Origin of the sequence: Streptomyces sp. PU-14G (genome assembly GCF_041028275.1) — a bacterium.
Classification (GTDB): Bacteria; Actinomycetota; Actinomycetes; order Streptomycetales; family Streptomycetaceae; genus Streptomyces.
The window spans coordinates 1-23,913 of record NZ_JASKYT010000079.1 but is presented as its reverse complement, the minus strand read 5'-3'; the positions used below and the strand labels follow the sequence as shown (position 1 = coordinate 23,913).

The following is a 23,913-nucleotide window of genomic DNA, read 5'->3' as shown; positions in this document are numbered from 1 at the left end:
TCTCGACGGCGGACTCGGCCGGGTGCTCGCCGCGCTGCACCCCCAGGTCACGTGGCGGGACGGCACGCTGCGGATCGCGCGCCCGCCCCGGCACTCCCGTGTCCTGACGGGCGGCGAGGGGGTGACGCTGGTGCCGAGCGCGTTCGTGTGGCGCCCGCCCCGGCACTCCCGTGTCCTGACGGGCGGCGAGGGGGTGACGCTGGTGCCGAGCGCGTTCGTGTGGCCCGTGGTGGCGGCCGGTGCGTGGCATCGGGCACCTGTGGGCGCGGTCGCGCGGCCGTACTGACAGCGCTGGAGGAGCCCGCGTCCACGAGCGCGCTCGCTCTCCGGCTGCGGCCGGTGCGCCGGCCGGGCGGGCTCGGCCCTGCCGGCGTCTCGCGGGCGGGTCAGCCCTCGTCCAGGTACCGGTCCACGGTGGCGACCTTGGCGGTGAGCCCGTCGATGACGCCGGGACGGATGTCGGCCTTGAGGACGAGGGAGACGCGCGGCGCCCGCGCCTCGACCGCGGCGACGGCCCGGCGTACGACGTCCATGCACTCCTCCCACTCGCCCTCCAGCGAGGTGAACATGGCGTCCGTGCGGTGCGGCAGCCCCGACTCGCGGACGACCCGCACGGCGTCGGCCACGTACTCCCCCACGTCCTCGCCGACGCCGAGCGGAGTGACGGAGAAGGCGACGATCACGAGTTGACCGCGCTTCCGCCCGCGCTCACGGTGCCCGCCTGCTCCTTGCGGGCGCGGGCGGCGATGACGCCCGCCTTCTCCTCCTCGCGCAGCATCCTGTCCGCGAAGAAGCCGCCGGTCGGCAGCACGGAGAGGACGAAGTAGAGGGCGGCGCGCCCGAACGGCCACTTGATGCGGTTCCAGGCGTCGGCCCAGAAGAGGACGTACAGGATGAAGAGAATGCCGTGGACGGCGCCCATGACCGGAACGGCGTTGAAGTCCGTGGTCCGCTTCAGCACCGAGCAGACCAGCAGAAGGAGGAAGGAGACCCCCTCGGGCACCGAGGTGAGTCGCAGGCGGCGCAGCGCGGAGACCGACTTGGGCGGCAGGCCGCTAGGAGTTTCCAGTATGGCCACGGCAGGTCCTCAGATCGTTTGCGGGATCGGCGACGAGATCGCTTGTGAAGCCAAGCACAAGCTCTGCCATTGTGGCAGCACTGCCGACCGTCCCCGGCCTCAGGGTAGGTTCGAAAGCGTGGCTCAGTTCCGACTTCAGGGCACCAAGGTGCTGGCCGCCACGCTCGGCGGAGGCGGCGACACGGTCAAGGCGAAGAACGGCTCGATGGTCGCCTACGACGGCGAGATGACGTTCAAGAAGTTGAGCGGTGGCGGCGACGGCGTCCGCGGCATGGTCACGCGCCGGCTGACCGGCGAGCAGATGACCGTTATGGAGGTGAAGGGGCAGGGCACCTGCTACTTCGCCGACCGCGCCAGTGACCTCGGCCTCGTGCGGCTGGCGGGCGAGAAACTGCACGTCGAGGCCAGCAACCTGCTGTGCACGGACGGCGGCCTGCGCACCGGAACGACCTTCACGGGACTGCGCGGAGCCTCCCAGGGCAACGGCCTGTTCACCACCTCGGTCGAGGGCACCGGATGGGCGGCCCTCATGTCGGACGGGCCCGCGGTGCTGCTGCGCGTCACGCCCGGCAGCCCGCTCCAGGTCGACCCGGGCGCCTACGTCGCACACCAGGGCGACCTGCGGCAGAGCTTCCAGTCCGGTGTGAACTTCCGCACATTCATGGGCGAGGGCTCGGGCGAGTCGTTCCAGATCAGGTTCGAGGGGGACGGCGTGGTGTACGTGCAGCCCAGCGAGCGCAACACCCTGGGAGGGGACGTCTGATGCCGTTCCGAGAGCTGTCCAGCAAGCTCGTCGAGGCCCAGGTCGTACCCGGGCAGCGGCTGTTCAGCCAGCGCGGTGCCATGGTCGGCTACCGGGGCGAGGTCACCTTCACGCCCAACCTCCAGGGCGGCCAGGGCGGCGTGATGTCCATGATCGGGCGACGGGTGGCGGGCGAGGCGACCCCGCTGATGACCGTCGAGGGCAACGGCACGGTGATGTTCGGGCACGGCGGCCACCACGTCGAGGTGATCAACCTGGACGGCGACACCCTGTGCGTGGAGGCCGACCGGCTGCTCGCCTTCGACGGCAGCCTCCAGCAGGGCACCCTCTTCCTCGGCCGGGACGGCGGCGTACTGGGCATGGTGCGCGGCCAGGTGTCGGGCCAGGGCCTGTTCACCACGACGCTGACCGGCAGGGGCTCGGTGGCCGTGATGGCCCACGGCGGCATCCTCCAGCTCCCGCTGACCCCCGGCCACCCGGTGCACGTCGACCCGCAGGCCTACGTCGCCCACTTCGGCGACGTACGCAACAAACTGTCCTCGGCGCTGGGCTGGCGCGACATGGTGGGACGCGGCTCGGGCGAGGCCTTCCAGCTGGAACTGACCGGAAGCGGAGCCGTGTTCGTGCAGGCGAGTGAGGAGAAACTGTGACGTCACAGACACCGCACGGCTCCGCGCCGCAGGGCTACCAGGTGTTCGACGCGGCGACCCTGCCCGCGAACGACAACGTCAACCCGTACGCCTTCTCCGTCGACCTGGACGGGCAGTGGTTTTTGCAGAAGGGGAAGATGATCGCCTACTACGGGCAGATCGACTTCCACGGCATCGGCCACGGGCGGCTCGACCGGCTCGTCGCCTCCAGCTTCCACTCGCCGCTGCACGCCGCCGACTGGGTCGTCGCCGAGGGGCGCGGCAAGCTGCTGCTCGCCGACCGGGCCTTCAACATCAACTCCTTCGACCTGGAGAACGGCAACCTGACCGTCCGCTCCGGCAACCTGCTCGCCTTCGACCCCGCCCTCTCCCTGAAGCAGTCGATCATCCCCGGCTTCCTCACCCTGGTCGGAACGGGCACGTTCCTCGCCGCCTCCAACGGCGAGGTCCACTTCGTCGAGCCGCCGGTACGGGTGGACCCCCAGGCGCTCGTCGGCTGGGCGGACTGCCCCTCGCCCGCCCATCACTACGACCACCAGTACCTGAAGGGCGTCCTGGGCGGCGTGCGGGCCATGACGGGGCTGGGAGGCGCCTCCGGCGAGGAGCACCAGTTCGAGTTCGTCGGGGCGGGAACCGTACTGATCCAGTCGACCGAGACGCTGCTGGAGGACCGCTCCACCGGCCAGGTGCCGCAGCAGGCAGGGGTGCCGGGCGGCACCGGCGGCGGCAGCGGAGGCCCGGGCGGGTCCGGTGGCCAGCAGCTCCCCCAGCTTCCCGGCCAGCTGGGCGGGCTCCAGCGGCGGTTCGGCCTCTGACCGTCACCCGCCGCGCCCACACCGCCACGCGACAACGCTGCGACATCTTCACGCCACACCGCGTAAGCACTGGTGTACGACGCTCGGTAGAGTCTCAGAGCATGGACACCGACGACGGCACCCGCTGGCTCACCGAGGACGAGCAGCGCGCCTGGCGCACCCACCTGGACGCCAGCAGGCTCCTCAGCTATCAGCTCGAGCGCGACCTCCAGCCGTTCGGGCTGACCCTCAACGACTACGAGATCCTCGTCAACCTCTCGGAGTCGCCCGAGCACCGCATGCGCATGACCGACCTCGCCGCCGCCACCCTCCAGTCCAAGAGCCGGCTGTCCCACCAGGTCACCCGGATGGAGAAAGCGGAACTCGTACGGCGCGAGTCCTGCGAGTCCGACAAACGGGGTCTCTTCGCCGTCCTCACCGACCACGGCTGGAAGACCATGCGGCGCGTCGCGCCCCACCACGTCGCCTCCGTGCGGCGCCACTTCATCGACGGGGTGGCCCCGGCCGACCTCGCCCATCTGGAGCGCACCCTCCGACCGCTGACGGAGAAACTACGAGCCGGCCGGGGACGCGTGTAGCGCTCGGCCCCGCACTCGGACTCCGTCCGGTGCGGACCCCCGTTTCGCCGTTCGCCGGGTGCGGGGCCGGGCGCAGCCCTCAGCCACCGGCGGCGGGCAGCCGCAGCACGAACCGGGCTCCCCCCTCGGGCGGGCCGTCCACCTGCAGCGTGCCGCCGTGCCGCTCGGCGACGTCGCGGGCGATGGCCAGCCCCAGCCCGGCACCGCCCTCGTCCCGCGACCGCGCCGCGTCCAGGCGCACGAACCGCTCGAAGATCCGCTCCCGCTCGGCTTCGGGCACCCCCTCCCCGTCATCGCTGACGGCCAGCGCGAGGGTCTCGCCCTCCCGCCGCACCTCGACGGTGACCTGCCCGGCGGCGTGCCGCTGCCCGTTGTCCAGCAGGTTGCCCAGCACGCGTCCCAACTGAGCCGCTGAGCCGCGCACTTCCCCCTCGTCGAGCGAGGCGATCCGCAGCGGATGCGGGTCCCCCGTCCGCTGCCCCGCCTGCTCCCGCACCAACGCGGCCAGGGACACCCGCCCTTGGCCGGGCCGCTCACCCGCGTCCAGCCGGGCGAGCAGCAACAGGTCCGCGGCGAGAGCCTGGAGCCGTACGGTGTCCTCGACGGCGCCGTCCACATCGAGGAGTTCGGGGTGCGCCGCGGCGACCTCCAGCTGGGTGCGCAGCGAGGCGATGGGGCTGCGCAGCTCGTGGGAGGCGTCGGCGACGAACCGCCGCTGGCGCTCGACCGACCCCTCCAGCGCCGCCAGCGTCTCGTTGGTGGTGCGGGCGAGGCGGGCGACCTCGTCCCGCGCGTCGGGCTCCGGCACGCGGCGCGTCAGGTCGGTGCTGGCGGTGATGGCGCTCATCTCCTGCCTGATGCCCTCCACGGGCCGCAGCGCGCGCCGGGTGACGAGCCAGGTGACGCCGCCGACGACGACGAGCAGCACGGGCAGTCCGAACAGCATGGAGCGGGTCACCGTGGAGACGGCTTCCTGCTGGGCCCCGAGGGAGGCGCCGGCGTAGACGGTCACCGGGGTGCCGGCGCGGGTGCGGCCCTGGACGGCGGCGAGGCTGAACTCCTGCGACCCGGTGATGTCGTCCTTGTCGTAGGTGACCTCGCCGTCGTCGTCCACGGGGAAGGTGCGGGTCTCGTTCTCGCTGTCGGTGTCGACCTCGTCGCCGTCGCCTTCCCCGTCGCCGTCTCCCGAGTCGCGGTCTCCCGAGTCGCCGTCGGGCTTGTCCGCGCGGGCGAAGTCGGCCACGGGGCCGCGGCCCTTGAGCGGGTCGCTGGCGCCGAGCACCTTTCCGTCCGCGTCGACGATCTGCACGGGGTCGTCGCCGTCGAGCCCGTCGAGGTCCGGGATGCTCCCTGCGGGCGCGCCCGCGAGCTGCGCGGCCGTGCCGCGCGCGGCGTTCTCCGCGTTCAGGCGGGCGGTGTCGGCGAGTCCGCCCCGCAGCGTCGAGACGACGAAGAAGCCGGCTGCGACCAGCGCGAGCGCCACCACGAGCGTGGCGCCCAGCGCGGCCCGCAGGCGTACGGACGCCCTACGCATCGCGTCCTCCGCCGCCCCGGCGACCGCTGCCCGCGTCGCCCTGGAGCCGGTAGCCGGCGCCGCGCACGGTGGCGATCCAGCCGGCGCCCAGCTTCCGCCGCAGGGCGCTGACGTACACCTCGACGATGTTGACGTCGCCCTCGTAGGCGAAGTCCCAGACGTGTTCGAGGATCTCCGTCTTGGAGACGACCTCGCCCGAACGGGTGGCCAGGTATTCGAGCACGGCGAACTCCTTGGCCGTCAGCTCGACCTCGCGCTCGCCGACGGCCACCCGCTGGGCCGCCGGGTCGACGGTCAGTTCGCCGATCCGCAGCGCGACCCTGGCGCCCCGGGTACGGCGGCGCAGCAGCGCGCGGACCCTGGCCAGCAGCACGACGTAGGAGAACGGCTTGGTGAGGTAGTCGTCGGCGCCGGTGTCGAGGCCTTCGGCCTCGTCGTACTCGCCGTCCTTTGCGGTGAGCATCAGCACCGGCGTCTCGTCACCCGCGGCGCGCAGCGCCCCGCAGACGCGGTAGCCGTTCATGCCGGGGAGCATGATGTCGAGCACGATCAGGTCGTACTCGTTCTCGACGGCCATGTGCAGGCCCTCCGCGCCGTCGTGCACGACGTCCACGGCGAAGCCCTCGGCCGTCAGGCCCCCGGCGAGCGACCGGGCCAGTCGCCGCTCGTCCTCCACGATCAGCAGACGCATGCGCCCAGCCTGCCAAATCGCGGCTGAAGAGGGCTTCAGGTAGCTTCAGCTCACGTTCAGCAGCGGTCGGCCACCGTGGAGTCATCGAAAGCGAGAACAGCCAACGATCCGAGGAGTCGAACGTCATGAAGCGCAAGGTCATCATCGCAACCGTCACCGCGGCAGCGCTGGTCGGAGGAGGTACGGCGACCGCGTTCGGGGTCGCGGGCAGCGGCGGCGACAGCGCGGACGGCAAGCCGGCCTCCTCGTCGCAGTCGCACATCCGCTCGGTCGAACACGATGACGACCGTGGTGACGGTCACGACGACGACCGCGGCGACCACGACGACCGCGACGACGACGGCAAGGACGGCGACCGCGCCGACAAGGCCGAGGACAAGGGCGCCGCGGACGTCTCCTTCAGCCGCGCGGCCGAGTCCGTGCTCAAGGAGGTCCCCGGCAGCATCACCGAGCTGGAGCTGGACACCGACAACAACCAGCTCGTGTGGGAGGCCGACGTCCTCGGCAAGGACGACAAGTGGCACGAGGTGAAGATCGACGCCACCAAGGGCGACGTCGTCAAGAACCGGGTCGACACCCGCAAGGACGACGATCGCTCCGCCGCCCGTGCCGCCAAGCTCGACGCCGCCGAGGTCGGCAAGAAGGCCGCCGCCGCGAGCAAGGGCACCGTCACCTCCGTCAGCCTGGAGGACGACGCCGACGACGGCGCCGCCAAGGGCCGGTGGGAGGCCGAGACCGTCGACAAGCAGGGCACCGAGCACGAGCTCGTCCTCGACGGCACCTCCGGCAAGGTGCTCCACCACGAGAGCGAGCAGGGCGACGACGACTGACCCGCCGTTCCCGGGCCCGGAGACCTGGGCCCCGGGTCTCCGGTCTCCGGTCGGGCTGCCCCCGCCCGGCCGGAGGCCGGTCCGGTCACCCGGCCGGACGCGGGCGGGCGGGCGACATCCTGTCGCCCGCCCGCTCACCCGTTCGTGTGCCCGTCCGTGTGCCCATCTGTGTGCCCGTCCGGGCCGGTCGAGGGTGTCACCCTTCCGTGACGCCCTCGACCAGTTCGTCTGCGGCCGCGTACGGGTCCAGCGAACCGCCGGCCACCCGCGCGGCGAGCGCGTCCAGCCGCTTGCCGCCCCGCAACTCGCCCATGCGTTCCCGCAGCGTCGTCAGCGCGATGTTCTCGATCTCCTTCGCGGCCCGCGCGGCGCGGCGCTCGGCGAGCACCCCGCGCTCCTCCATCCAGCCGCGGTGCTTGTCCAGCGCCGCGACCGTCTCCTCCACGCCCTCCCTGCGCGCGGCCACCGCCTTGACCACCGGCGGTCGCCAGTCACCCGGACGACGGGCCTCGCCCAGGCCGAGCATGTGGTTGAGCTCGCGGACGGTCGCGTCCGCACCGTCCCGGTCGGCCTTGTTGACGACGTACACGTCGCCGATCTCCAGGATTCCGGCCTTCGCCGCCTGGATGCCGTCCCCCATGCCGGGGGCCAGCAGCACCACGCTGGTGTCGGCCTGCGCGGCGATCTCCACCTCCGACTGGCCGACGCCCACCGTCTCGACCAGGACGACGTCGCAGCCCGCCGCGTCCAGCACCCGGATCGCCTGCGGCGCGGCCCACGCCAGGCCCCCCAGATGGCCGCGGGTGGCCATGGAGCGGATGTAGACCCCCGGGTCGGAGGCGTGCTCCCCCATCCTGACCCGGTCCCCCAGCAGGGCTCCGCCCGAGAACGGCGAGGACGGGTCCACGGCCAGCACGCCCACGCGTCTGCCCTGGGCGCGGTAGGCGGTCACCAGCGCGGAGGTCGTCGTCGACTTGCCGACCCCCGGGGACCCGGTGAGACCGACCACGTACGCGTTGCCGCAGCGCGGGGCGAGAGCGGCCATGACCTCGCGGAGCTGCGGGGAGGCGCCCTCCACCAGGGAGATCAACCGCGCCACCGCGCGCGGCGCCCCCTCACGGGCCGCCGCCACCAACGCTGCGACATCCACCATTGCTCGTACAGCTCCGTTCCTGTGGCTGTGACCAGGCATTCTCCCCGGCCCCGACCTTCCCGGCCCTCCCGACCCGGAGGGAACCGGGTCACCCGGAAGGAACCGGGTCGGGAGGGTCGGGAGGTGCGGCGAGGGGACCTTCTTACGGCACGCAGACGAGCAGCGCGTCGCCCTGACCGCCGCCCCCGCACAGGGCCGCCGCCCCGAGACCGCCCCCGCGCCGCTTCAGCTCCAGCGCGAGATGCAGCACGATCCGCGCCCCGGACATCCCGATCGGGTGTCCCAGGGCGATGGCGCCGCCGTTCACGTTCACCTTTTCGGGGCCAACTCCCAGATCCTTCATCGACTGGTGCGCGACGGCCGCGAACGCCTCGTTGATCTCGATCAGGTCGAGGTCACCGACGGAGCGCCCCTCCTTCTTCAGCGCGTGCGCGATGGCGTTGGAGGGCTGCGACTGGAGCGAGTTGTCCGGGCCGGCCACGTTGCCGTGCGCGCCGATCTCGGCGATCCAGGAGACGCCCAGCTCCTCGGCCTTGGCCTTGCTCATCACGACGACGGCCGCGGCGCCGTCGGAGATCTGCGACGACGAACCCGCGGTGATCGTCCCGTCCTTGGCGAAGGCGGGCCGCAGCTTGCCCAGCGACTCGGCGGTCGAGTCGCCGCGGATGCCCTCGTCCTCGGAGACGAGCACCGCGTCGCCCTTCCGCTGCGGAACCTCCACCGGAGTGATCTCCGCCGCGAAGAGCCCGTCGCGCTGGGCCGCGGCGGCGCGCTGGTGGGAGCGGGCGGCGATCTCGTCCTGCACGTCCCGCGGGATGCCCAGGCGGGTGTTGTGCTTCTCGGTGGAGGCGCCCATGGCGATGTTCTCGAAGGAGTCGGTGAGCCCGTCGTGCGCCATGGAGTCGAGCACCTCGAGCGAGCCGTACTTGTAGCCCTCGCGCGACTTGGGCAGCAGGTGCGGCGCGTTCGTCATGGACTCCTGGCCGCCGGCGACGACGACGTCGAACTCACCCGCACGCACCAACTGGTCGGCCAGCGCGATCGCGTCGAGTCCGGAGAGGCAGACCTTGTTCACGGTCAGTGCCGGCACGTTCATGGGGATGCCCGCCTTGACCGCGGCCTGGCGCGCCGGGATCTGCCCGGCCCCGGCCTGCAGCACCTGGCCCATGATCACGTATTCGACCTGATCGCCGCCGATTCCGGCCCGCTCCAGCGCCGCCTTGATGGCGAAGCCGCCCAAGTCGGCACCGGAGAACGACTTCAGCGAGCCGAGCAACCGGCCCATGGGCGTACGGGCGCCCGCGACGATCACGGAGGTGGTGCTGCTGCTGGGAGTGGCAGTCATGAGGGTTCCCTTCCGGCGGGGAAGTTAACGAGGGTTACCACTCAAGATACTGAGCGGTACCTGTCCGGGTCACCGGTCGGTGAGTGTGACCGTGCGCACGTTGCGTAACCGGGTGAGGAGCGCTGCACTGTTGCCCATGCTGACGCGTATCGACCACATCGGAATCGCCTGCCGGGACCTGGAAGCCACCGTCGGCTTCTACTCCCGCACCTACGGCTTCGAGGTGTTCCACACCGAGGTGAACCAGGAACAGGGCGTCCGCGAGGCCATGCTGCGGATCAACGGAACGGACGACGGGGGCTCCTCCTACCTCCAACTCCTCGAACCCATCCGGGAGGACTCGGCGGTCGCCAAGTGGCTGGCCAAGAACGGCGAGGGCGTCCACCACATCGCCTTCGGCACCGCCGACGTGGACGGCGACTCCGAGGCGATCCGCGACAAGGGCGTCCGCGTCCTCTACGACGAGCCCCGCCGCGGCTCCATGGACTCCCGCATCACCTTCCTGCACCCCAAGGACTGCCACGGAGTGCTCACCGAACTGGTGACCTCGGCCGCATCCCAGCGCGAGCCGCGCTGACCAGGGTCGTCCCCGGAAAAGCACAGCCCGGACTGGTGACCTCGGCCACCCCGGCGACCAGGAGCGGTGAACCCCGCACAGGGGTCCGTACGGCGGGAAACCCCCGCCGCACCAACGGACCACTGACGTCCGCTTCCGGGCCCGGTAGAGTGGCCTGACGGCCGGGGCGGGCCCTCCCCACCCGACGAGGTCTCCGGGTTGGGGGCTCGGTCCACGTTCCGCCGACGATCTGACACCATTTCCGTCGGGACGTGTCATCAAGTCCGGGGAGAGGGTTCGGATCATCTCCACGACTACCAGGGGACGGATGGGACCGCGCAGTGCGGGGCTACGACCGCTACGAGGCTGACGACCACCTCTCGCAGTTCGAGGCCGAGATGGACCGGCTGAAGAAGGAGCGGGAGAGGGCCGTCGAGCATGCCGACGACCTCGGCTACCAGGTCGAAGTGCTGCGCGCCAAGCTGCACGAGGCGCGCCGCGCGCTGGCCACGCGCCCTGCGGGGTACGACAACCTCTCCCAGCAGGCCGAGCAGTTGCTCCGCAACGCCCAGCTCCAGGCCGACCAGATGCGCGCCGACGCGGAGCGGGAGCTGCGCGAGGCGCGGGCCCAGACCCAGCGGCTCCTGCAGGAGCAGGCCGAGGCGCAGGCCCGGCTGGAGTCCGAGCTGCACACCGAGGCCGTACGCCGCCGCCAGCAGCTCGATCAGGAGCTGTCCGAGCGCCGCGCCACGGTCGAGACGCACGTCAACGACAACATCGCCTGGGCCGAGCAGCTGCGCTCCCGCACCGAGCAGCAGGCCCGCCGGCTCATGGAGGAGACCAGGGCCGAGTCCGAGCAGTCGCTGTCGCGGGCCCGTGCCGAGGCCCAGCGGCTGACCGAGGAGGCGCGGCAGCGGCTGAGCTCCGAGGCGGAGAACGCCCGCAGCGAGGCCGAGTCGATCCTGCGCCGGGCCCGTGCCGACGCCGAGCGGCTGCTGAACGCCGCTTCCACGCAGGCCCAGGAGGCCACCGAGCACGCCGAGCAGCTGCGCACCTCCACCGCCAGCGAGGCGGAGAGCAGCCGGCGCGAGTCGGGCGAGCTGGTGCGGCGCGCCGAGGAGCAGCTGCGGCAGGCCGAGGAGGCCCTGCGCGAGGCCGACGAGAAGGCCTCGAACACGCTCCAGGAGGCCGAGGACGAGGCGGGCAAGCGACTCGCGGACGCCGAGTCGGAGAACGAGCAGCGCACCCGTACCGCGAAGGCGGAGGTGGCGCGGCTGGTGGGCCAGGCCACCAAGGACGCCGAGGCGATCAAGGCCGAGGCCGAGCAGGCGCGCGAGGACGCCAAGGCGGAGGGCGAGCGGCTGATCGCCGAGGCCCGCGAGAAGGCGCGGACCACCACGGCCGAGGAGTCGGCGAACCAGCTGGCGCAGGCGGCCCGTACCGCCGAGGACGTGCTGACCAAGGCGTCCGAGGAGGCCAAGGCCACGACGAAGACCGCCGCCGAGGAGGCCGAGCGGCTGCGCCGGGAGGCCGAGGAGGAGGCCGACCGGCTGCGGGCCGAGGCCCACGACGTGGCCGAGCAGCTCAAGGGCGCCGCGAAGGACGACACGAAGGACTACCGCGCCAAGACGGTCGAGCTCCAGGAGGAGGCGCGCAGGCTCCGGGGGGAGGCCGAGCAGCTGCGGGCCGAGGCCGTCGAGGAGGGCGAGAAGATCCGCGGCGAGGCCCGCCGCGACGCCGTCCAGCAGATCGAGGAGGCCGCCAACCGCGCCGAGGAGCTGCTGGGCAAGGCCAAGGCCGACGCGGAGGAGACCCGCACCGACGCCGCCACGGAGAGCGAGCGGGTGCGGACGGAGGCGATCGAGCGCGCCACGTCGCTGCGCAAGCAGGCCGAGGAGGCGCTGGAGCGGGCCCGCACGGAGGCCGAGGAGCTGAACTCGCTGGCCGAGGAGGCGGCGGAGCAGACCCGCTCCGAGGCGGACGAGGCGGCCCGCAAGACCCGCGAGGACGCCGAGGAGGCCGCCGCGCAGCGGAAGGCCGAGGCCGAGACGGAGCTGACCAGGCTCCGCGAGGAGGCCGAGGCGAAGCTAGCCGAGGCCGAGTCGGGGCTGACCGAGGCCCGCACGGAGGCGGAGCGGCTGCGCGACGAGGCCAGGGCGGAGACCGAGCGGCTGCGCACGGAGGCCGCGGAGCGCGTGCGCACCCTGCGCGAGCAGGCCGAGGAGGAGGCCGAGCGGCTGCGCACGGAGGCCGCCTCGGACGCGTCGCAGGCACGTGCGGAGGGCGAGTCGGTCGCCGTCCAGTTGCGCAGCGAGGCGACGGCGGAGGCCGAGCGGCTGCGCGAGGAGGCGCAGGCGACGGCCGACCGGGTGCGCGCGGAGGCCGACGCGGCGGCGGAGCGGACGAACGCGGAGGCCGCCGAGGCGCTGGGCGCCGCCCAGGAGGAGGCCGCCCGGCGTCGCCGCGAGGCCGAGGAGCTGCTGGCGGCGGCGCGCGAGGAGGCGCACCAGGAGCGCACACAGGCCCGCGAGCAGAGCGAGGAGCTGCTGGCGTCCGCCCGCAAGCGGGTATCCGAGGCGCAGGCGGAGGCCGAGCGGCTGACCGAGGAGGCCGAGCGCCGCGCGGCGGAGCTGGTGGCGTCGGCGGAGGAGACGGCTCAGCAGGTCAGGGACTCGGTCGCGGGGCTGCGCGAGGAGGCCGAGGAGGAGATCGCCGGGCTGCGGTCGGCCGCGGAGCACGCGGCGCAGACGGTGCGCAGGGAGGCCCAGGAGGAGGCGGACGCCGCCAGGGCGCTGGCGGAGCAGACCGTCTCGGACGCGGTGGCGGAGGCCGAGCGGACCCGCGCTGACGCGCAGCGCGTCAACGAAGAGGCCCGTACGGAGGCCGACCGCCTCCTGGACGAGGCCCGCGAGGAGGGCGCCAAGAAGCGCACCGAGGCCGCAGAGCAGGCCGACCAGCTCATGGCCAAGGCCCAGGAGGAGGCCGACCGCGTCCGCGAGGAGGCGGAGCGCGCGGGTCAGGAGACCCGCTCCGAGGCCCAGCGCTTCGACCAGGAGACCCGGGAGGCGGCGCAGCGCTTCGACCGGGAAACCCGGTCTGAGGCGCAGCAGTTCGACCAGGAGACGCGGTCCGCCGCCGAGCAGTACAGCACCCAGACCCGCACGGAGGCCGAGCAGTACAGCGCGCAGACCCGCACGGAGGCCGAGCAGTACCGGGACCGGACGCGCACGGAGGCCGAGCAGTTCGGCGAGCGGGTGCGGGCCGAGGCCGAGCAGGCCGGCGAGGAGACGCGGGCCGAGGCCGAGCGGGTCAGCGGTCTGCTGCGCGCGGAGGCCGAGCAGTTCGACCGTGAGACGCGCACCGAGGCCGAGCGGTACGACCGGGAGACCCGCGCGGCGGCGGAGCAGTACGACCAGGAGATGCGGGCGGCAGCACACCAGTTCGACCAGGACACCCGTGCCGCGGCCGAGCGGTACGCCGAGGAGATGCGCGCCGAGGCCGAACGGCTGCGCGACGAGGCACGGGAGGACGCCGCCGCCAAGCGCACGGAGGCGGCCGAGCAGGCCGACCAGCTCCTGGCCCAGGCCCAGGAGGAGGCGCTGCGCGCCCAGGCCACCGCCGAGGAGCAGGCGGACACCATGGTCGGCGCTGCCCGCGGCGAGTCGGAGCGGCTGGTCAACGAGGCCAGGGACGAGGGCCGCGAGCTGGTCGAGAAGGCACGCTCGGACGCCGACACGCTGCTGGAGGAGGCCCGCAGCGACTCGGGCGCCATTCGTGAGCGCGCCGAGGAGCTGCGCACCCGCATCGAGGCGGAGGTCGAGGAGCTGCACGAGCGGGCGCGCCGGGAGGCGGCCGAGGCGATGCAGGCGGCCGGGGAGCGCTGCGACAAGCTCGTCTCCGCCGCCGAGGAGCAGTTGGCCGAGGCGCGCGAGCAGGCCGAGCAGCTGCGCTCGGACGCCAACGCGGAGGCGGGCAAGGTGCGCATCGCCGCCGTGAAGAAGGCGGAGGGCCTGCTGAAGGAGGCCGAGCTCAAGCAGGCGGCGATGGAGCGCGAGGCCCGGCAGTTGCGCGAGGAGGCCGCCGAGGAGGCGCAGCGCACGGTCGAGGCCGGGCAGCACGAGCTGGACGTGCTGATGCGCCGTCAGGAGGACATCAACGCGGAGATCTCCCGCGTGCAGGACGTGTTGGAGGCGCTCGAGTCGTTCGAGACGCCGGGTGCCGCGTCGTCAGGCGGCAAGGACGGTGGCGACGCGGACGCGGAGTCGCATTCCGGTTCGGATTCCGGTTCGGGTTCCGGTTCGGGTTCGAGCGGCGGTTCGGGGACCGGTGGCGGCTCCGGACGCGGCTCGGGATCCGGTAAGAAGGGTGGGCGCGGCTCCGGCGCGAACGGTGGTGTGACAGCGGGCGTTGGCGCTGGTACAACTCGTTCGAATGGCAAGGGTTCGGAGGGTTAGCCACTCGAACGAGGGCACATTCTCCAGATCAAACGCGCATAAGCTCGATGACACGCCGCTTGGACCCCTAGGATTCCCTCTATCACTCCCCCCGTCTGATAACCCGTCTGACTCGACAGGAACCCCATGAGCGACACTTCCTCCCCCTACGGCTTCGAGCTCGTGCGGCGTGGCTACGACCGCGGACAGGTTGACGACCGCATCGCGAAGCTCGTCGCCGACCGTGACAGCGCCCTGGCCCGGATCACCTCTCTGGAAAAGCGCATCGAGGAGCTCCACCTCGAAACGCAGAACGCCCAGGCCCAGGTCAACGACGCGGAGCCGTCGTACGCCGGCCTCGGTGCCCGTGTCGAGAAGATCCTCCGCCTCGCCGAGGAGGAGGCCAAGGACCTGCGCGAGGAGGCCCGTCGCGCCGCCGAGCAGCACCGCGAACTCGCGGAGGGCGCGGCGCAGCAGGTACGCAACGACGCCGAGCAGTTCGCCGCCGAGCGCAAGCAGAAGGCGGAGGACGAGGGCGCCCGCATCGTCGAGAAGGCCAAGGGCGAGGCCACCACGCTGCGCAGCGACGCGGAGAAGGACGCCCAGTCCAAGCGCGAGGAAGCCGACTCGCTCTTCGAGGACACCCGCGCGAAGGCCGCCCAGGCGGCGGCCGACTTCGAGACCAACCTCGCCAAGCGGCGCGAGCAGTCCGAGCGCGACCTGGCCTCCCGTCAGGCGAAGGCGGAGAAGCGGCTCGCGGAGATCGAGCACCGTGCCGAGCAGCTGCGCCTGGAGGCCGAGAAGCTGCGCACGGACGCGGAGCGCCGCGCCCGTCAGACCGTCGAGACGGCGCAGCGTCAGGCCGAGGACATCGTCGCGGACGCCAACGCCAAGGCCGACCGGGTGCGCAGCGAGTCCGAGCGCGAGCTGGCCGCTCTCACCAACCGCCGCGACAGCATCAACGCGCAGCTGACCAACGTGCGCGAGATGCTGGCCACCCTCACCGGCGCGGCCGTGGCCGCCGGCGGGCAGGCGGGCGACGAGGCGGCGGACGAGGAGTCGGCGGGCCGCTCGGTGCCTGCCCAGCAGTCGCGCTGAGGCCGCACCGGCCCTGCCTCCCGGACACGCGACTCCCGGACACGCCAATCCCGGGGACGCGCTCCCGGACATGCGAAACGCCCCCACCGGACGGTGCGGGGCGTTTCGCGTGTGTGAATGATGTGCGGATAATGCGCACGAGTGGCGAGCGTGCCGAGGGCGCCGTAGCGTCGAAGAATGATCGAGCTGCGGGACCTGACCAAACGGTACGGGGACAAGACAGCCGTCGACGGTCTCAGCTTCACCGTACGGCCTGGTACGGTCACCGGCTTCCTGGGCCCGAACGGCGCGGGGAAGTCCACCACCATGCGGATGGTGCTGGGCCTCGACGCCCCCACCCGCGGTGACGTGCGCATCGAGGGCAAGCGCTACGGCGAGCTGAAGGAGCCGCTCAACAGCATCGGCGCGCTCTTGGAGGCCAAGGGCGTGCACGGCGGTCGCAGCGCCTACAACCACCTGCTGTGCATGGCGCAGTCCAACGGGATCCCCGAGCGCCGGGTCGGCGAGGTGCTGGAGATGGTGGGCCTGCACGACGTGGCACGCAAGCGGCCGAAGGGCTTCTCGCTCGGCATGGGGCAGCGCCTCGGCATCGCGAGTGCCCTGCTGGGTGACCCGCGCATCCTGATGTTCGACGAGCCCGTCAACGGCCTCGACCCGGAGGGCATCCACTGGATCCGCACCCTGATGCAGCATCTGGCCCGCGAGGGCAGGACGGTGTTCGTCTCCAGCCACCTGATGAGCGAGATGGCGCAGACCGCCGAACACCTGGTCGTCATCGGCCAGGGCAAGCTGCTGGCGGACACCTCGATGTCGCAGTTCATCGCGGAGAATTCCCGCACACACGTACGCGTCCGCACGCCCGAGCCCGAACGGCTGCTGGACGTCCTCACCACCGAGGGGCTGCGGCCCGCGGCCGGTGAGCAGGGCGCGCTGGACGTGGACGGCGGCGACGCGGCCAGGATCGGCGAACTCGCCGCGGCCCACCGCATCGTGCTGCACGAACTCAGCCCGCAACGGGCCTCGCTGGAGGAGGCGTTCATGCGGCTGACGGCACAGAGCGTCGAGTACCACGGGCACGCCCCGGGCGTCGGCGCCCAGGCTCCGCCGGAGGGCGCACAGGCCCCTCCCGGAACCCTCCCACCACCACCGCAGGGCCTCCAGGCCCCGCCAGGAGGGCAGCAGGCTCCACCGCCGGGAGGCCCACAGGCCCCACCGCCAGGAGGGCAGCAGGCTCCGCCCCCGGGAGGGCAGCCACCGTCGGCCTGGGGCGAGGACTGGCAGCGAAGGAGGCGCCGCTGATGAGCCACACCACGCGCGTCCTCAAGTCCGAGTGGACGAAGGTCCGCTCGGTCCACTCCACGATCTGGACCCTCGCCGCGGCGGTCGTCGTCTCCATCGGGCTCGGCGCGCTGATCTGCGCGGTGACCGCCTCCACCTTCGACGACATGTCGACCGTCGGCCGGCGCACGTTCGACGCCACCTACACCAGCTTCGCCGGCATGAGCCTCGGACAGCTGGCGATGATCGCCTTCGGCGTGCTCGTCGTCTCCGCCGAGTACAGCACCGGCATGATCCGCAACTCGCTGGCAGCCGTGCCGCAACGCGGCACGTTCCTGTGGTGCAAGGTGCTGGTCGCCGGGCCACTCGTGCTGGTCGTCGGCCTGATCACGAGCTTCTGCGCGTTCTTCCTCGGCCAGGCGCTCCTCGGCGAGCACGGGGTGGGCATCGGCGACCCCGGGGTGCTGCGCGCCGTGGTCGGCGGCGGCCTCTACATGGCGCTGATCGCCCTGTTCGCCGTCGGTATCACCTTCGTCCTGCGCAGCCCGCTGCTCGCGTTCGCCATCCTGATGCCATTCTTCTTCCTCGTCTCGAACATCCTCGGCTCGGTGGAGGCCACCAAGAAGGTCGGCCAGTACCTGCCCGACCAGGCCGGCACGACCGTCATGTCCGTGGTCCCCGAGACGCTGGACCGCCCCTACGGCCCCTGGGAAGGGCTCCTGATCATGGCTGCGTGGACGGCGGCCGCACTGATCGCCGGATTCATCGTCCTCAAGAAACGCGACGCCTGACCCTCGCTGACGGCCCAGGGGCCGCCTCATGGAACCGAACAGGCCTCTCGTAACCTCCTAGGCCATGTCCGGGGGCACGTGAGCCCCGAACTGCGTCCAGGGGCAAAGGATGATCGAGGCATACGGCCTGACGAAGCGCTACGGCGCCAAGACGGCCGTGTACAACCTGTCCTTCCAGGTACGGCCGGGGGCCGTCACCGGATTCCTGGGGCCGAACGGCTCAGGAAAATCGACCACCATGCGCATGATCCTGGGGCTGGACGCACCGACGTCCGGGCAGGTCACCGTGGGCGGGCACTCCTTCAGAGGACTCCCCAACGCCCCACGCCAGGTCGGCGCCCTGCTCGATGCCAAGGCCGTGCACGGCGGCCGCAGCGCGCGCAACCACCTGCTCTCCCTCGCGCAGCTGTCCGGCATCCCGGCACGCCGCGTCGACGAGGTGCTCGGCGTCGTCGGGCTGCAGGACGTCGGCAGGAAGCGGTCGAAGGGCTTCTCGCTCGGCATGGGACAGCGCCTCGGCATCGCCGCCGCGCTGCTCGGTGACCCGCAGGTGCTGCTGTTCGACGAGCCGGTCAACGGCCTGGACCCCGAGGGCATCCTGTGGGTCCGCAACCTGATGAAGCGCCTCGCGAGCGAGGGCCGCACCGTCTTCGTCTCCAGTCACCTGATGAGCGAGATGGCGCAGACCGCCGACCACCTCATCGTGATCGGTCGCGGGCAGTTGATGGCCGACATGTCCGTGACGGAGTTCATCGCGCGCAACTCCATCGGCTTCGCCCGCGTCCGCACGCCCGACAGCGAGCCGCAACAGCGCGAGAAACTGGTCTCCGCACTGCACGAGGCGGGCGGACAGACCCAGCCGGAAGAGGACGGTGCGCTCCGCGTCACCGGGCTCGCGCTGCCCCGCATCAGCGACGTCGCGCACGGCGCCGACGTGCGGCTGTGGGAACTCTCCCCCCACCAGGCCTCGCTGGAAGAGGCGTACATGCGGCTGACCCAGGGCTCCGTCGACTACCGCTCGACGGCCGACATGCGCACGGGCCTCCAGCAGCCGGCGGGTGCCCCCGCCATGGCGGGGGCACCCGCGATGGCAGGAGGAGCCGCCATGGCGGGCACCGCGGGCGCTCCCATGGCGGGCCCGGGCCAGGGACCGGCGGCGGACCCCGCAGCCCCGGCCATGCCCGGCGCCGCGCCGCGGCAGGCGGCCGTGCCCGGCATGGCCGCCGCACCGCAGATGCCGCCCGGGCAGCAGGCGGCACCGGCACCGGCACCGGCCCACGGGACGGCCGGGTTTGAGGGAGGGCCGCAGGGCGCCCCGCCGCCGGGTGCGCCCGGTGGCGGCACGCTGCAGATGCGCGCAGCGCGGCCCGGCACCAACCCGTACGCCGCCGACGTCCCGGCAGCGCCCACCGCTCCCCCGGCAGGCCCCGCGGCCCCCGGCACGGCGCCGGGCATGCCCGGCGGCGCCAAGAACGAAGGCGAGGACGCCCGATGAGCACCCAGCAGCACAACGGCCCCACGGCTCCCGCCCAGCCCGCGGCCGAGCACGCGCCCGCACACGCGGGGCTGGGCGCGCCCGCCGCCGCGGAGGCACACGCGCCCGCACCCGCCGGTGCGGGCGCCGGGCAGCAGCCCGGACAGGGGCACTGGCCGGGCGGCATCGCCCCCTACAGCTCCCCCATCCCGATGGCACGCACCAACCTCGGGCACGCGCTGGTCTCGGAGTGGACGAAGATCCGCACCGTCCGCTCCACGGTGTGGACGCTCGGTGTGATGTTCGCTCTCGTCGTCGGCATCGGTCTGCTGTCCGCCGTCGGGCTGAGCGGCGGCTACACCGGGATGCCGCTGCTCTCCAGCGGCCTGTTCGGGCTGATGCTCGGGCAGATCTGCGTGATCACGCTCGGCGTGCTGGTCGTCACCTCCGAGTACGGCACCGGCATGATCCGTACGACCCTCACCGCCTGCCCCCAGCGCGGCAGGGTCCTGCTGGCCAAGGCCACGGTCTTCTTCCTGCTGGCGTTCGTGATGACGACGCTCGCCTGCGCCCTCACCGCGCTGATCAACTCCGCGCTGCTGAGCGACCAGACGCTTCCCTCGTACGAGACCGGCAGCGACGTCGCCGACTCCTTCGAAGGAGGGAAGCTCGTCGCCTCCGGCAGCGAGTGGCTGGGCGCGACGGTGGGCGCGGGTCTGTACGTGGCGCTGCTGGGCCTGCTGTCGCTGGCGGTGGGCACGCTGCTGCGGCACTCCGCCGGCGCGATCACCACCATGATGGGCGTGGTGCTGCTGCCGCTGCTGATGGCGATTTTCATGGCGGGCGAGGCGCTGGAGGACGTGCGCGATTTCCTCATCGAGTACTCCCCGCTCAACGGGCTGGCTTCCCTCTACCGCATCCCGATGACCACCGACCAGGACGCCACGGGCTGGCCGCTGTTGGGCGGGCTCGCGGTCGTCACCCTGGTCGTCTTCGCGGCGGCGTACGCGCTGTTGAACAAGCGCGACGTGTAGGGGCTTCGCCCCACCCGGACACCGGTGCCCCCCTCAGTACCGGGGGGCGTTGCGGGACCGCTGGAGCCTGGCGCTCCGGCGGTCTCGTGCGTTCCAGCAGGCTCCGTGCCAGTGGCGCCGGTCGGCGACGTCACCGAGCAGGGGCCAGGCGACGACGTGCGGGACGCCGGGGGTGATCTCCTGGTCGCAACCTGGGCATCTGTAGCGCTTGAGCGCCGCGCCTCCGCTTATCCGGCGGACCGCCCACTCCTCCCCCCGCCAGTCCTCGGTGCGCTCCAGGCCGAAGCGCTCGCGGCCCTCGCGGTCCTCCTCGTCACGACGCGCCCCGGCGCCGGTGCGGGCGGCCTTTGCTGGCTTGGCGGCACCGCTGCGGGAGCGGTTTCGACGCGGGGACACGTGGGGCACCTCTGTGGGTCGGCGACGGTGGACGACGGCGGCCGACCGCCGCGCCGGGGCTGCACGCTTCAGCCGCGGGCCGGCGGTGGCCGTGTGCTTTCCAGCCTACGCACGCCGCGGGGCGGTCCCGCCGGTTGTCCACAGGCAAGCCCCGATTGCCGTTCATCACACGAACCCGATCTCAGGCCGTGCCTTTGGCACGTGTCACGCGTTAGTGCTGGATGAGGTGTCCGGTCGCGCGGAGACCCGGCCAGGACCGAGCCGTCGGTCCTGGCCCACGAAGGGCGGTGGGACATGCGAGTCGGAGCTTTCGTCCTGGGCGCACAGTTCCCGGGCCAGGGGCAGGGCGAGGCGTTGGACCGCGCGGTCAGGGCCGGCGAGGAAGCCGAAGCGGCGGGACTCGCCGACGTCTGGCTGGCCGAGCACCACTTCGTGTCCTACGGCGTATGCCCCTCGGCCGTGACCCTCGCGGCGCTGCTCCTGGGGCGCACACGGCGGATCGGCGTCGGAACGGCCGTCAGCGTGCTGCCCACCGCGCATCCGGTCGCCCTCGGCGAGCAGACGGCGCTGCTGCACCTGCTGTCCGACGGGCGCTTCACCCTCGGTGTGGGTCGCGGCGGCCCCTGGGTGGACCTGGAGGTGTTCGGCGGTGGGCTGCCGGCGTTCGAGGAAGGCTTTCCCGAGGCGCTCGACCTGCTGCTGCGGTGGCTGCGCGAGCCGCGGGTCTCGGCGGACGGCGAGCGGTACCGCTTCCGGGAGGTGCCGGTGGTGCCGCGTCCTGACTGCGCGATCGGCCCGCAGGACGGGGGCGGGGCCGCCGCGCCCGGCCTGGTCGTCGCCTGCACCTCGCCGGGGACGCTGCGGCTGGCCGCCACACGGCTGCTGCCCATGCTGCTGGGCATGCACTGCGGCGACGAGGAGAAGGCGGAGATGACGCGCATGTGGCGCCGCGAGGCACTCGCTGCGGGGCATGCGCACGAGGAGGTCGAGGCCGCCGCGGCCCGGCACGTCTCGGCCGGTGTCGTCCAGGTCGGGGACTCGCGCGGCGAGGCACGGGAGACGCTGCTCAAGGCCATGCCCGGCTGGCTGCGCGAGGGGCTGGGAGGGCACGTGACCGTCGACGGGCGGCCCCGCCGCATGCGCGATCCGCTGGGCTACACGGAGCTGCTGTGCGAGCTGCATCCGGTGGGCGCGCCCCGCATGTGCGCCGACCGGCTCGCGGCGAGCACCGAGCGCACCGGCATCAGTCGCTTCGCCCTGCTGGTGGAGGGCACGGGGGATCGCGACGGCACGGTGCGGAACATCCACCGGCTGGCCGACGAGGTGCTGCCCCTCGTCGCCTGAAGAGGGCGAGAGACCACCTCGCGGAACGGCCGGGAGGGCGAGAGACCACCTCGCGGAACGGCCGAAAAGCGCTGCAAGAGCCCGAAAGCCGTTGCGGCGGTGTCCACCACCGCCGCAACGGCGCACGCCCCGCCGGCCGCGTCGGCCACCTCGGCCGCCGGGGGCCGCGCTCAGCAGTCGCGCAGCTCCGGGGACTGGTTGAGCAGCTGCCCGCGCAGGGAGGTGAAGCGGGCGAGGCGCTCGTCCGCCGACGAGTCGAGGGGGAAGACCGCGACCCGGTGGCAGTTCTGGAACGCGAGCCGTACCCCGAAGTGGCGTTCCAGCGCGCCGCGTATCGCATCGCTCGCCAGCGCGCGGAGCAGCTGGCCGCGGTGCTGCTCGTCCGGCGGCGGCGTCTGGTTGTCGGCGAACTGACCGCCGTCCACCTTCAACTGCGCGACGAGCGAACTGACCATCTCCCACGCGTACGGGAGGGACGTGCGGACGCAGTCGACGAACGCCGCCTCATCCACCTCGCCACGCTCAGCCTGTTCCAACAGCGCAGGTGGGACGTCGAGCGACATGGGTTTCTCCTCTCGCGACCCGGCCCGTGGAGCCGGATCTCTTGGGGGTGAAAGGACATCACCGTGTAGTCGCGCAACCTCGGACGGCGACGCCCAGCCTTACCGTACGGCTCCTGGGGCGAATCAGCACGAGAATGGGAATACTCGCGCCACTGCCGAACACCTCATCCGGGGGCGAATCGCGCGCGGGAGGCGCCGTCAAGTAGCGTGACCGACCATGCGTCTCGTCATCGCCCGCTGCTCTGTCGACTACGCCGGCAGACTCACCGCGCACCTTCCGCCCGCGCCCAGACTCATCCTGATCAAGGCCGACGGATCGGTCTCCGTGCACGCGGACGACCGTGCCTACAAGCCGCTCAACTGGATGTCCCCGCCCTGCACCCTCAAGGAGGGGGAGGACCAGCGCTGGACGGTGGAGAACAAGGCCGGCGAGAAACTGATCATCACGATGGAGGAGATCCTGCACGACTCCTCGCACGAGTTGGGCGTCGACCCCGGGCTGATCAAGGATGGCGTGGAAGCGCACCTCCAGGAACTCCTCGCGGACCGCATGGAGACGCTGGGAGACGGATGGAGCCTGATCCGGCGCGAGTTCCCCACGGCCATCGGGCCCGTCGACATCCTGTGCCGGGACGGCGACGGGGCCACCGTCGCCATCGAGATCAAGCGCCGCGGTGAGATCGACGGCGTCGAACAGCTCACCCGCTACCTGGAGCTGCTCAACCGCGATCCGCATCTGTCGCCGGTCAAGGGCGTGTTCGCGGCGCAGGAGATCAAGCCGCAGGCCAGGGTGCTGGCCGCCGACCGCGGTATCGACTGCGTCACGCTCGACTACGACGCCCTGCGCGGCATCGAGGACGACAAACTCCGGCTGTTCTGACGCGTCCCGCGCCGCCCGTGCGGCGGGGGGCGGCGCGAGGAGGGGCCTCAGCCCTGGCCGAGGAGGGCCTCAGTCCTGCGCGAGGAGGGGCCTCAGCCCTGGCCGGGGCCGAGGATTCCGCGTCCGTACGCGGTGGCCACCGCTGCCGCGCGGTCGTTCACCCCGAGCTTGGCGTACAGGTGGGTGAGGTGGGTCTTGACGGTGGCCTCGCTGATGAACAGCAGCCGGGCGATCTCCCGGTTGGGCGTTCCCTTGGCCACCAGGGCGAGGACCTCGCGCTCGCGGGCGCTCAGCGCGTTCCGCTCGGCCGCCGGGCGCGGATCCCGTACGCGGTCGACCAGACGCGAGGCGACAGCGGGTGACAGCACGGTCCGGCCGGCCGCCACGTCCCGTACGGCCGCGAACAGTTCCCGCGGCGGCGCGTCCTTGAGCAGGTAGCCGCTCGCCCCGGCCTCGATGGCCGGGAGGGTGTCCGCGTCGGTGTCGTAGGTGGTCAGGACGAGCACCTTGCACGGCAGCCCGCGCCGGACGATCGCGGCGATGGCCTCCACTCCCCCGCCGCCCGGCATCCGCAGGTCCATCAGCACCACGTCGGGACGCAGCTCGGCCGCCAGCCGCACCCCCTCCAC

The 23,913-nt window shown here is 72.4% G+C and carries 23 protein-coding genes and 1 pseudogene; 15 read left to right on the top strand and 9 right to left on the bottom strand.

The genetic code is table 11. From position 1 onward, the window contains the following. Nucleotides 1-286 (top strand): annotated as a pseudogene (locus tag AB8Z75_RS12565) (hypothetical protein); the annotation flags it as partial. A 100-nt stretch (nucleotides 287-386) separates the two neighbouring features. Here the strand turns inward: AB8Z75_RS12565 and AB8Z75_RS12560 are convergent. After that, on the bottom strand, nucleotides 387-683 hold the full coding sequence (locus tag AB8Z75_RS12560) for an MTH1187 family thiamine-binding protein (RefSeq protein WP_114014078.1): 297 nt from the start codon (nucleotides 681-683) through the stop codon (nucleotides 387-389). Beyond that, nucleotides 680-1,051: a DUF3817 domain-containing protein gene (locus tag AB8Z75_RS12555; RefSeq protein WP_369201562.1), complete on the bottom strand. Its 372-nt coding sequence runs from the start codon at nucleotides 1,049-1,051 to the stop codon at nucleotides 680-682. Before AB8Z75_RS12555 ends, AB8Z75_RS12560 begins: the two co-directional genes overlap by 4 nt. A 145-nt stretch (nucleotides 1,052-1,196) precedes the next feature. Between AB8Z75_RS12555 and AB8Z75_RS12550 the strand changes: the two genes are divergently transcribed. The 4 genes from AB8Z75_RS12550 (at nucleotide 1,197) to AB8Z75_RS12535 (ending at nucleotide 3,884) form a co-directional block, all read left to right on the top strand. After that, nucleotides 1,197-1,841 carry an AIM24 family protein gene (locus AB8Z75_RS12550; protein ID WP_369201561.1) on the top strand — a complete coding sequence of 215 codons (645 nt, stop codon included), beginning with the start codon at nucleotides 1,197-1,199 and terminating at the stop codon, nucleotides 1,839-1,841. Beyond that, nucleotides 1,841-2,491 carry an AIM24 family protein gene (locus tag AB8Z75_RS12545; protein WP_369201560.1) on the top strand — a complete coding sequence of 217 codons (651 nt, stop codon included), beginning with the start codon at nucleotides 1,841-1,843 and terminating at the stop codon, nucleotides 2,489-2,491. The genes AB8Z75_RS12550 and AB8Z75_RS12545 overlap by 1 nt, the downstream gene beginning before the upstream one ends. Next, entirely contained in the window at nucleotides 2,488-3,306 is an 819-nt protein-coding gene (locus AB8Z75_RS12540) for an AIM24 family protein (protein WP_369201559.1), read from the top strand. Before AB8Z75_RS12545 ends, AB8Z75_RS12540 begins: the two co-directional genes overlap by 4 nt. 101 nt (nucleotides 3,307-3,407) lie before the next feature. Continuing rightward, nucleotides 3,408-3,884: a MarR family winged helix-turn-helix transcriptional regulator gene (locus AB8Z75_RS12535; protein ID WP_369201558.1), complete on the top strand. Its 477-nt coding sequence runs from the start codon at nucleotides 3,408-3,410 to the stop codon at nucleotides 3,882-3,884. Between the two features lie 79 nt (nucleotides 3,885-3,963). Here AB8Z75_RS12535 and AB8Z75_RS12530 read toward each other — a convergent pair whose 3' ends face one another. Next, nucleotides 3,964-5,418: a sensor histidine kinase gene (locus AB8Z75_RS12530; RefSeq protein WP_369201557.1), complete on the bottom strand. Its 1,455-nt coding sequence runs from the start codon at nucleotides 5,416-5,418 to the stop codon at nucleotides 3,964-3,966. Beyond that, nucleotides 5,411-6,109 carry a response regulator transcription factor gene (locus tag AB8Z75_RS12525; RefSeq protein ID WP_369201556.1) on the bottom strand — a complete coding sequence of 233 codons (699 nt, stop codon included), beginning with the start codon at nucleotides 6,107-6,109 and terminating at the stop codon, nucleotides 5,411-5,413. Before AB8Z75_RS12525 ends, AB8Z75_RS12530 begins: the two co-directional genes overlap by 8 nt. Nucleotides 6,110-6,234: 125 nt before the next feature. On the opposite strand from AB8Z75_RS12525, the gene AB8Z75_RS12520 reads away from it, so the two are divergent. Continuing rightward, the gene (locus AB8Z75_RS12520) at nucleotides 6,235-6,939 is read left to right on the top strand and encodes a PepSY domain-containing protein (RefSeq protein ID WP_369201555.1); all 705 of its coding nucleotides are present in this window, start codon (nucleotides 6,235-6,237) and stop codon (nucleotides 6,937-6,939) included. Nucleotides 6,940-7,135: 196 nt separating this feature from the next. On the opposite strand, the gene meaB is transcribed toward AB8Z75_RS12520, so the two are convergent. Both meaB and AB8Z75_RS12510 read right to left on the bottom strand, forming a co-directional pair. Next, on the bottom strand, nucleotides 7,136-8,092 hold the full coding sequence (meaB, locus tag AB8Z75_RS12515; RefSeq protein WP_369201554.1) for a methylmalonyl Co-A mutase-associated GTPase MeaB: 957 nt from the start codon (nucleotides 8,090-8,092) through the stop codon (nucleotides 7,136-7,138). Nucleotides 8,093-8,234: 142 nt separating this feature from the next. Then, nucleotides 8,235-9,437, bottom strand: coding sequence for an acetyl-CoA C-acetyltransferase (locus AB8Z75_RS12510; protein ID WP_369201553.1), 1,203 nt, complete (start codon nucleotides 9,435-9,437; stop codon nucleotides 8,235-8,237). A 136-nt stretch (nucleotides 9,438-9,573) separates the two neighbouring features. Here AB8Z75_RS12510 and mce point away from each other — a divergent pair, with 136 nt between their 5' ends. The 7 genes from mce to AB8Z75_RS12475 all read left to right on the top strand — a co-directional run bounded on the left by mce (nucleotide 9,574) and on the right by AB8Z75_RS12475 (nucleotide 20,101). Continuing rightward, nucleotides 9,574-10,014 (top strand): methylmalonyl-CoA epimerase, encoded by a 441-nt coding sequence (gene mce, locus AB8Z75_RS12505; protein ID WP_369201552.1) that lies wholly within the window; start codon nucleotides 9,574-9,576, stop codon nucleotides 10,012-10,014. Nucleotides 10,015-10,334: 320 nt separating this feature from the next. Further along, the gene (scy, locus tag AB8Z75_RS12500; RefSeq protein ID WP_369201551.1) at nucleotides 10,335-14,447 is read left to right on the top strand and encodes a polarized growth protein Scy; all 4,113 of its coding nucleotides are present in this window, start codon (nucleotides 10,335-10,337) and stop codon (nucleotides 14,445-14,447) included. 126 nt (nucleotides 14,448-14,573) lie between these two features. Next, the gene (locus AB8Z75_RS12495; protein WP_114014066.1) at nucleotides 14,574-15,524 is read left to right on the top strand and encodes a cellulose-binding protein; all 951 of its coding nucleotides are present in this window, start codon (nucleotides 14,574-14,576) and stop codon (nucleotides 15,522-15,524) included. Nucleotides 15,525-15,701: 177 nt separating this feature from the next. Beyond that, the gene (locus AB8Z75_RS12490; protein ID WP_369201550.1) at nucleotides 15,702-16,823 is read left to right on the top strand and encodes an ABC transporter ATP-binding protein; all 1,122 of its coding nucleotides are present in this window, start codon (nucleotides 15,702-15,704) and stop codon (nucleotides 16,821-16,823) included. Beyond that, entirely contained in the window at nucleotides 16,823-17,593 is a 771-nt protein-coding gene (locus AB8Z75_RS12485; RefSeq protein WP_369201549.1) for an ABC transporter permease, read from the top strand. Before AB8Z75_RS12490 ends, AB8Z75_RS12485 begins: the two co-directional genes overlap by 1 nt. 109 nt (nucleotides 17,594-17,702) lie before the next feature. Beyond that, on the top strand, nucleotides 17,703-19,088 hold the full coding sequence (locus AB8Z75_RS12480) for an ABC transporter ATP-binding protein (RefSeq protein WP_369201548.1): 1,386 nt from the start codon (nucleotides 17,703-17,705) through the stop codon (nucleotides 19,086-19,088). After that, nucleotides 19,085-20,101: an ABC transporter permease gene (locus AB8Z75_RS12475; RefSeq protein ID WP_369201547.1), complete on the top strand. Its 1,017-nt coding sequence runs from the start codon at nucleotides 19,085-19,087 to the stop codon at nucleotides 20,099-20,101. The genes AB8Z75_RS12480 and AB8Z75_RS12475 overlap by 4 nt, the downstream gene beginning before the upstream one ends. A 33-nt stretch (nucleotides 20,102-20,134) precedes the next feature. Here AB8Z75_RS12475 and AB8Z75_RS12470 read toward each other — a convergent pair whose 3' ends face one another. Further along, complete coding sequence (locus AB8Z75_RS12470) at nucleotides 20,135-20,497, bottom strand: ATP/GTP-binding protein (protein ID WP_369201546.1); 363 nt, start codon at nucleotides 20,495-20,497, stop codon at nucleotides 20,135-20,137. A gap of 294 nt (nucleotides 20,498-20,791) precedes the next feature. On the opposite strand from AB8Z75_RS12470, the gene AB8Z75_RS12465 reads away from it, so the two are divergent. After that, nucleotides 20,792-21,841, top strand: coding sequence for an LLM class flavin-dependent oxidoreductase (locus AB8Z75_RS12465; RefSeq protein WP_369201545.1), 1,050 nt, complete (start codon nucleotides 20,792-20,794; stop codon nucleotides 21,839-21,841). Nucleotides 21,842-22,011: 170 nt separating this feature from the next. On the opposite strand, the gene AB8Z75_RS12460 is transcribed toward AB8Z75_RS12465, so the two are convergent. Continuing rightward, entirely contained in the window at nucleotides 22,012-22,404 is a 393-nt protein-coding gene (locus tag AB8Z75_RS12460; RefSeq protein ID WP_369201544.1) for an SCO5389 family protein, read from the bottom strand. Between the two features lie 217 nt (nucleotides 22,405-22,621). On the opposite strand from AB8Z75_RS12460, the gene nucS reads away from it, so the two are divergent. Continuing rightward, nucleotides 22,622-23,284: an endonuclease NucS gene (gene nucS / locus AB8Z75_RS12455; RefSeq protein WP_369201543.1), complete on the top strand. Its 663-nt coding sequence runs from the start codon at nucleotides 22,622-22,624 to the stop codon at nucleotides 23,282-23,284. A gap of 92 nt (nucleotides 23,285-23,376) precedes the next feature. Here nucS and AB8Z75_RS12450 read toward each other — a convergent pair. Beyond that, nucleotides 23,377-23,913 (bottom strand): LuxR C-terminal-related transcriptional regulator (locus AB8Z75_RS12450; protein ID WP_369201542.1); only part of this gene is annotated, 537 nt, incomplete at its 5' end.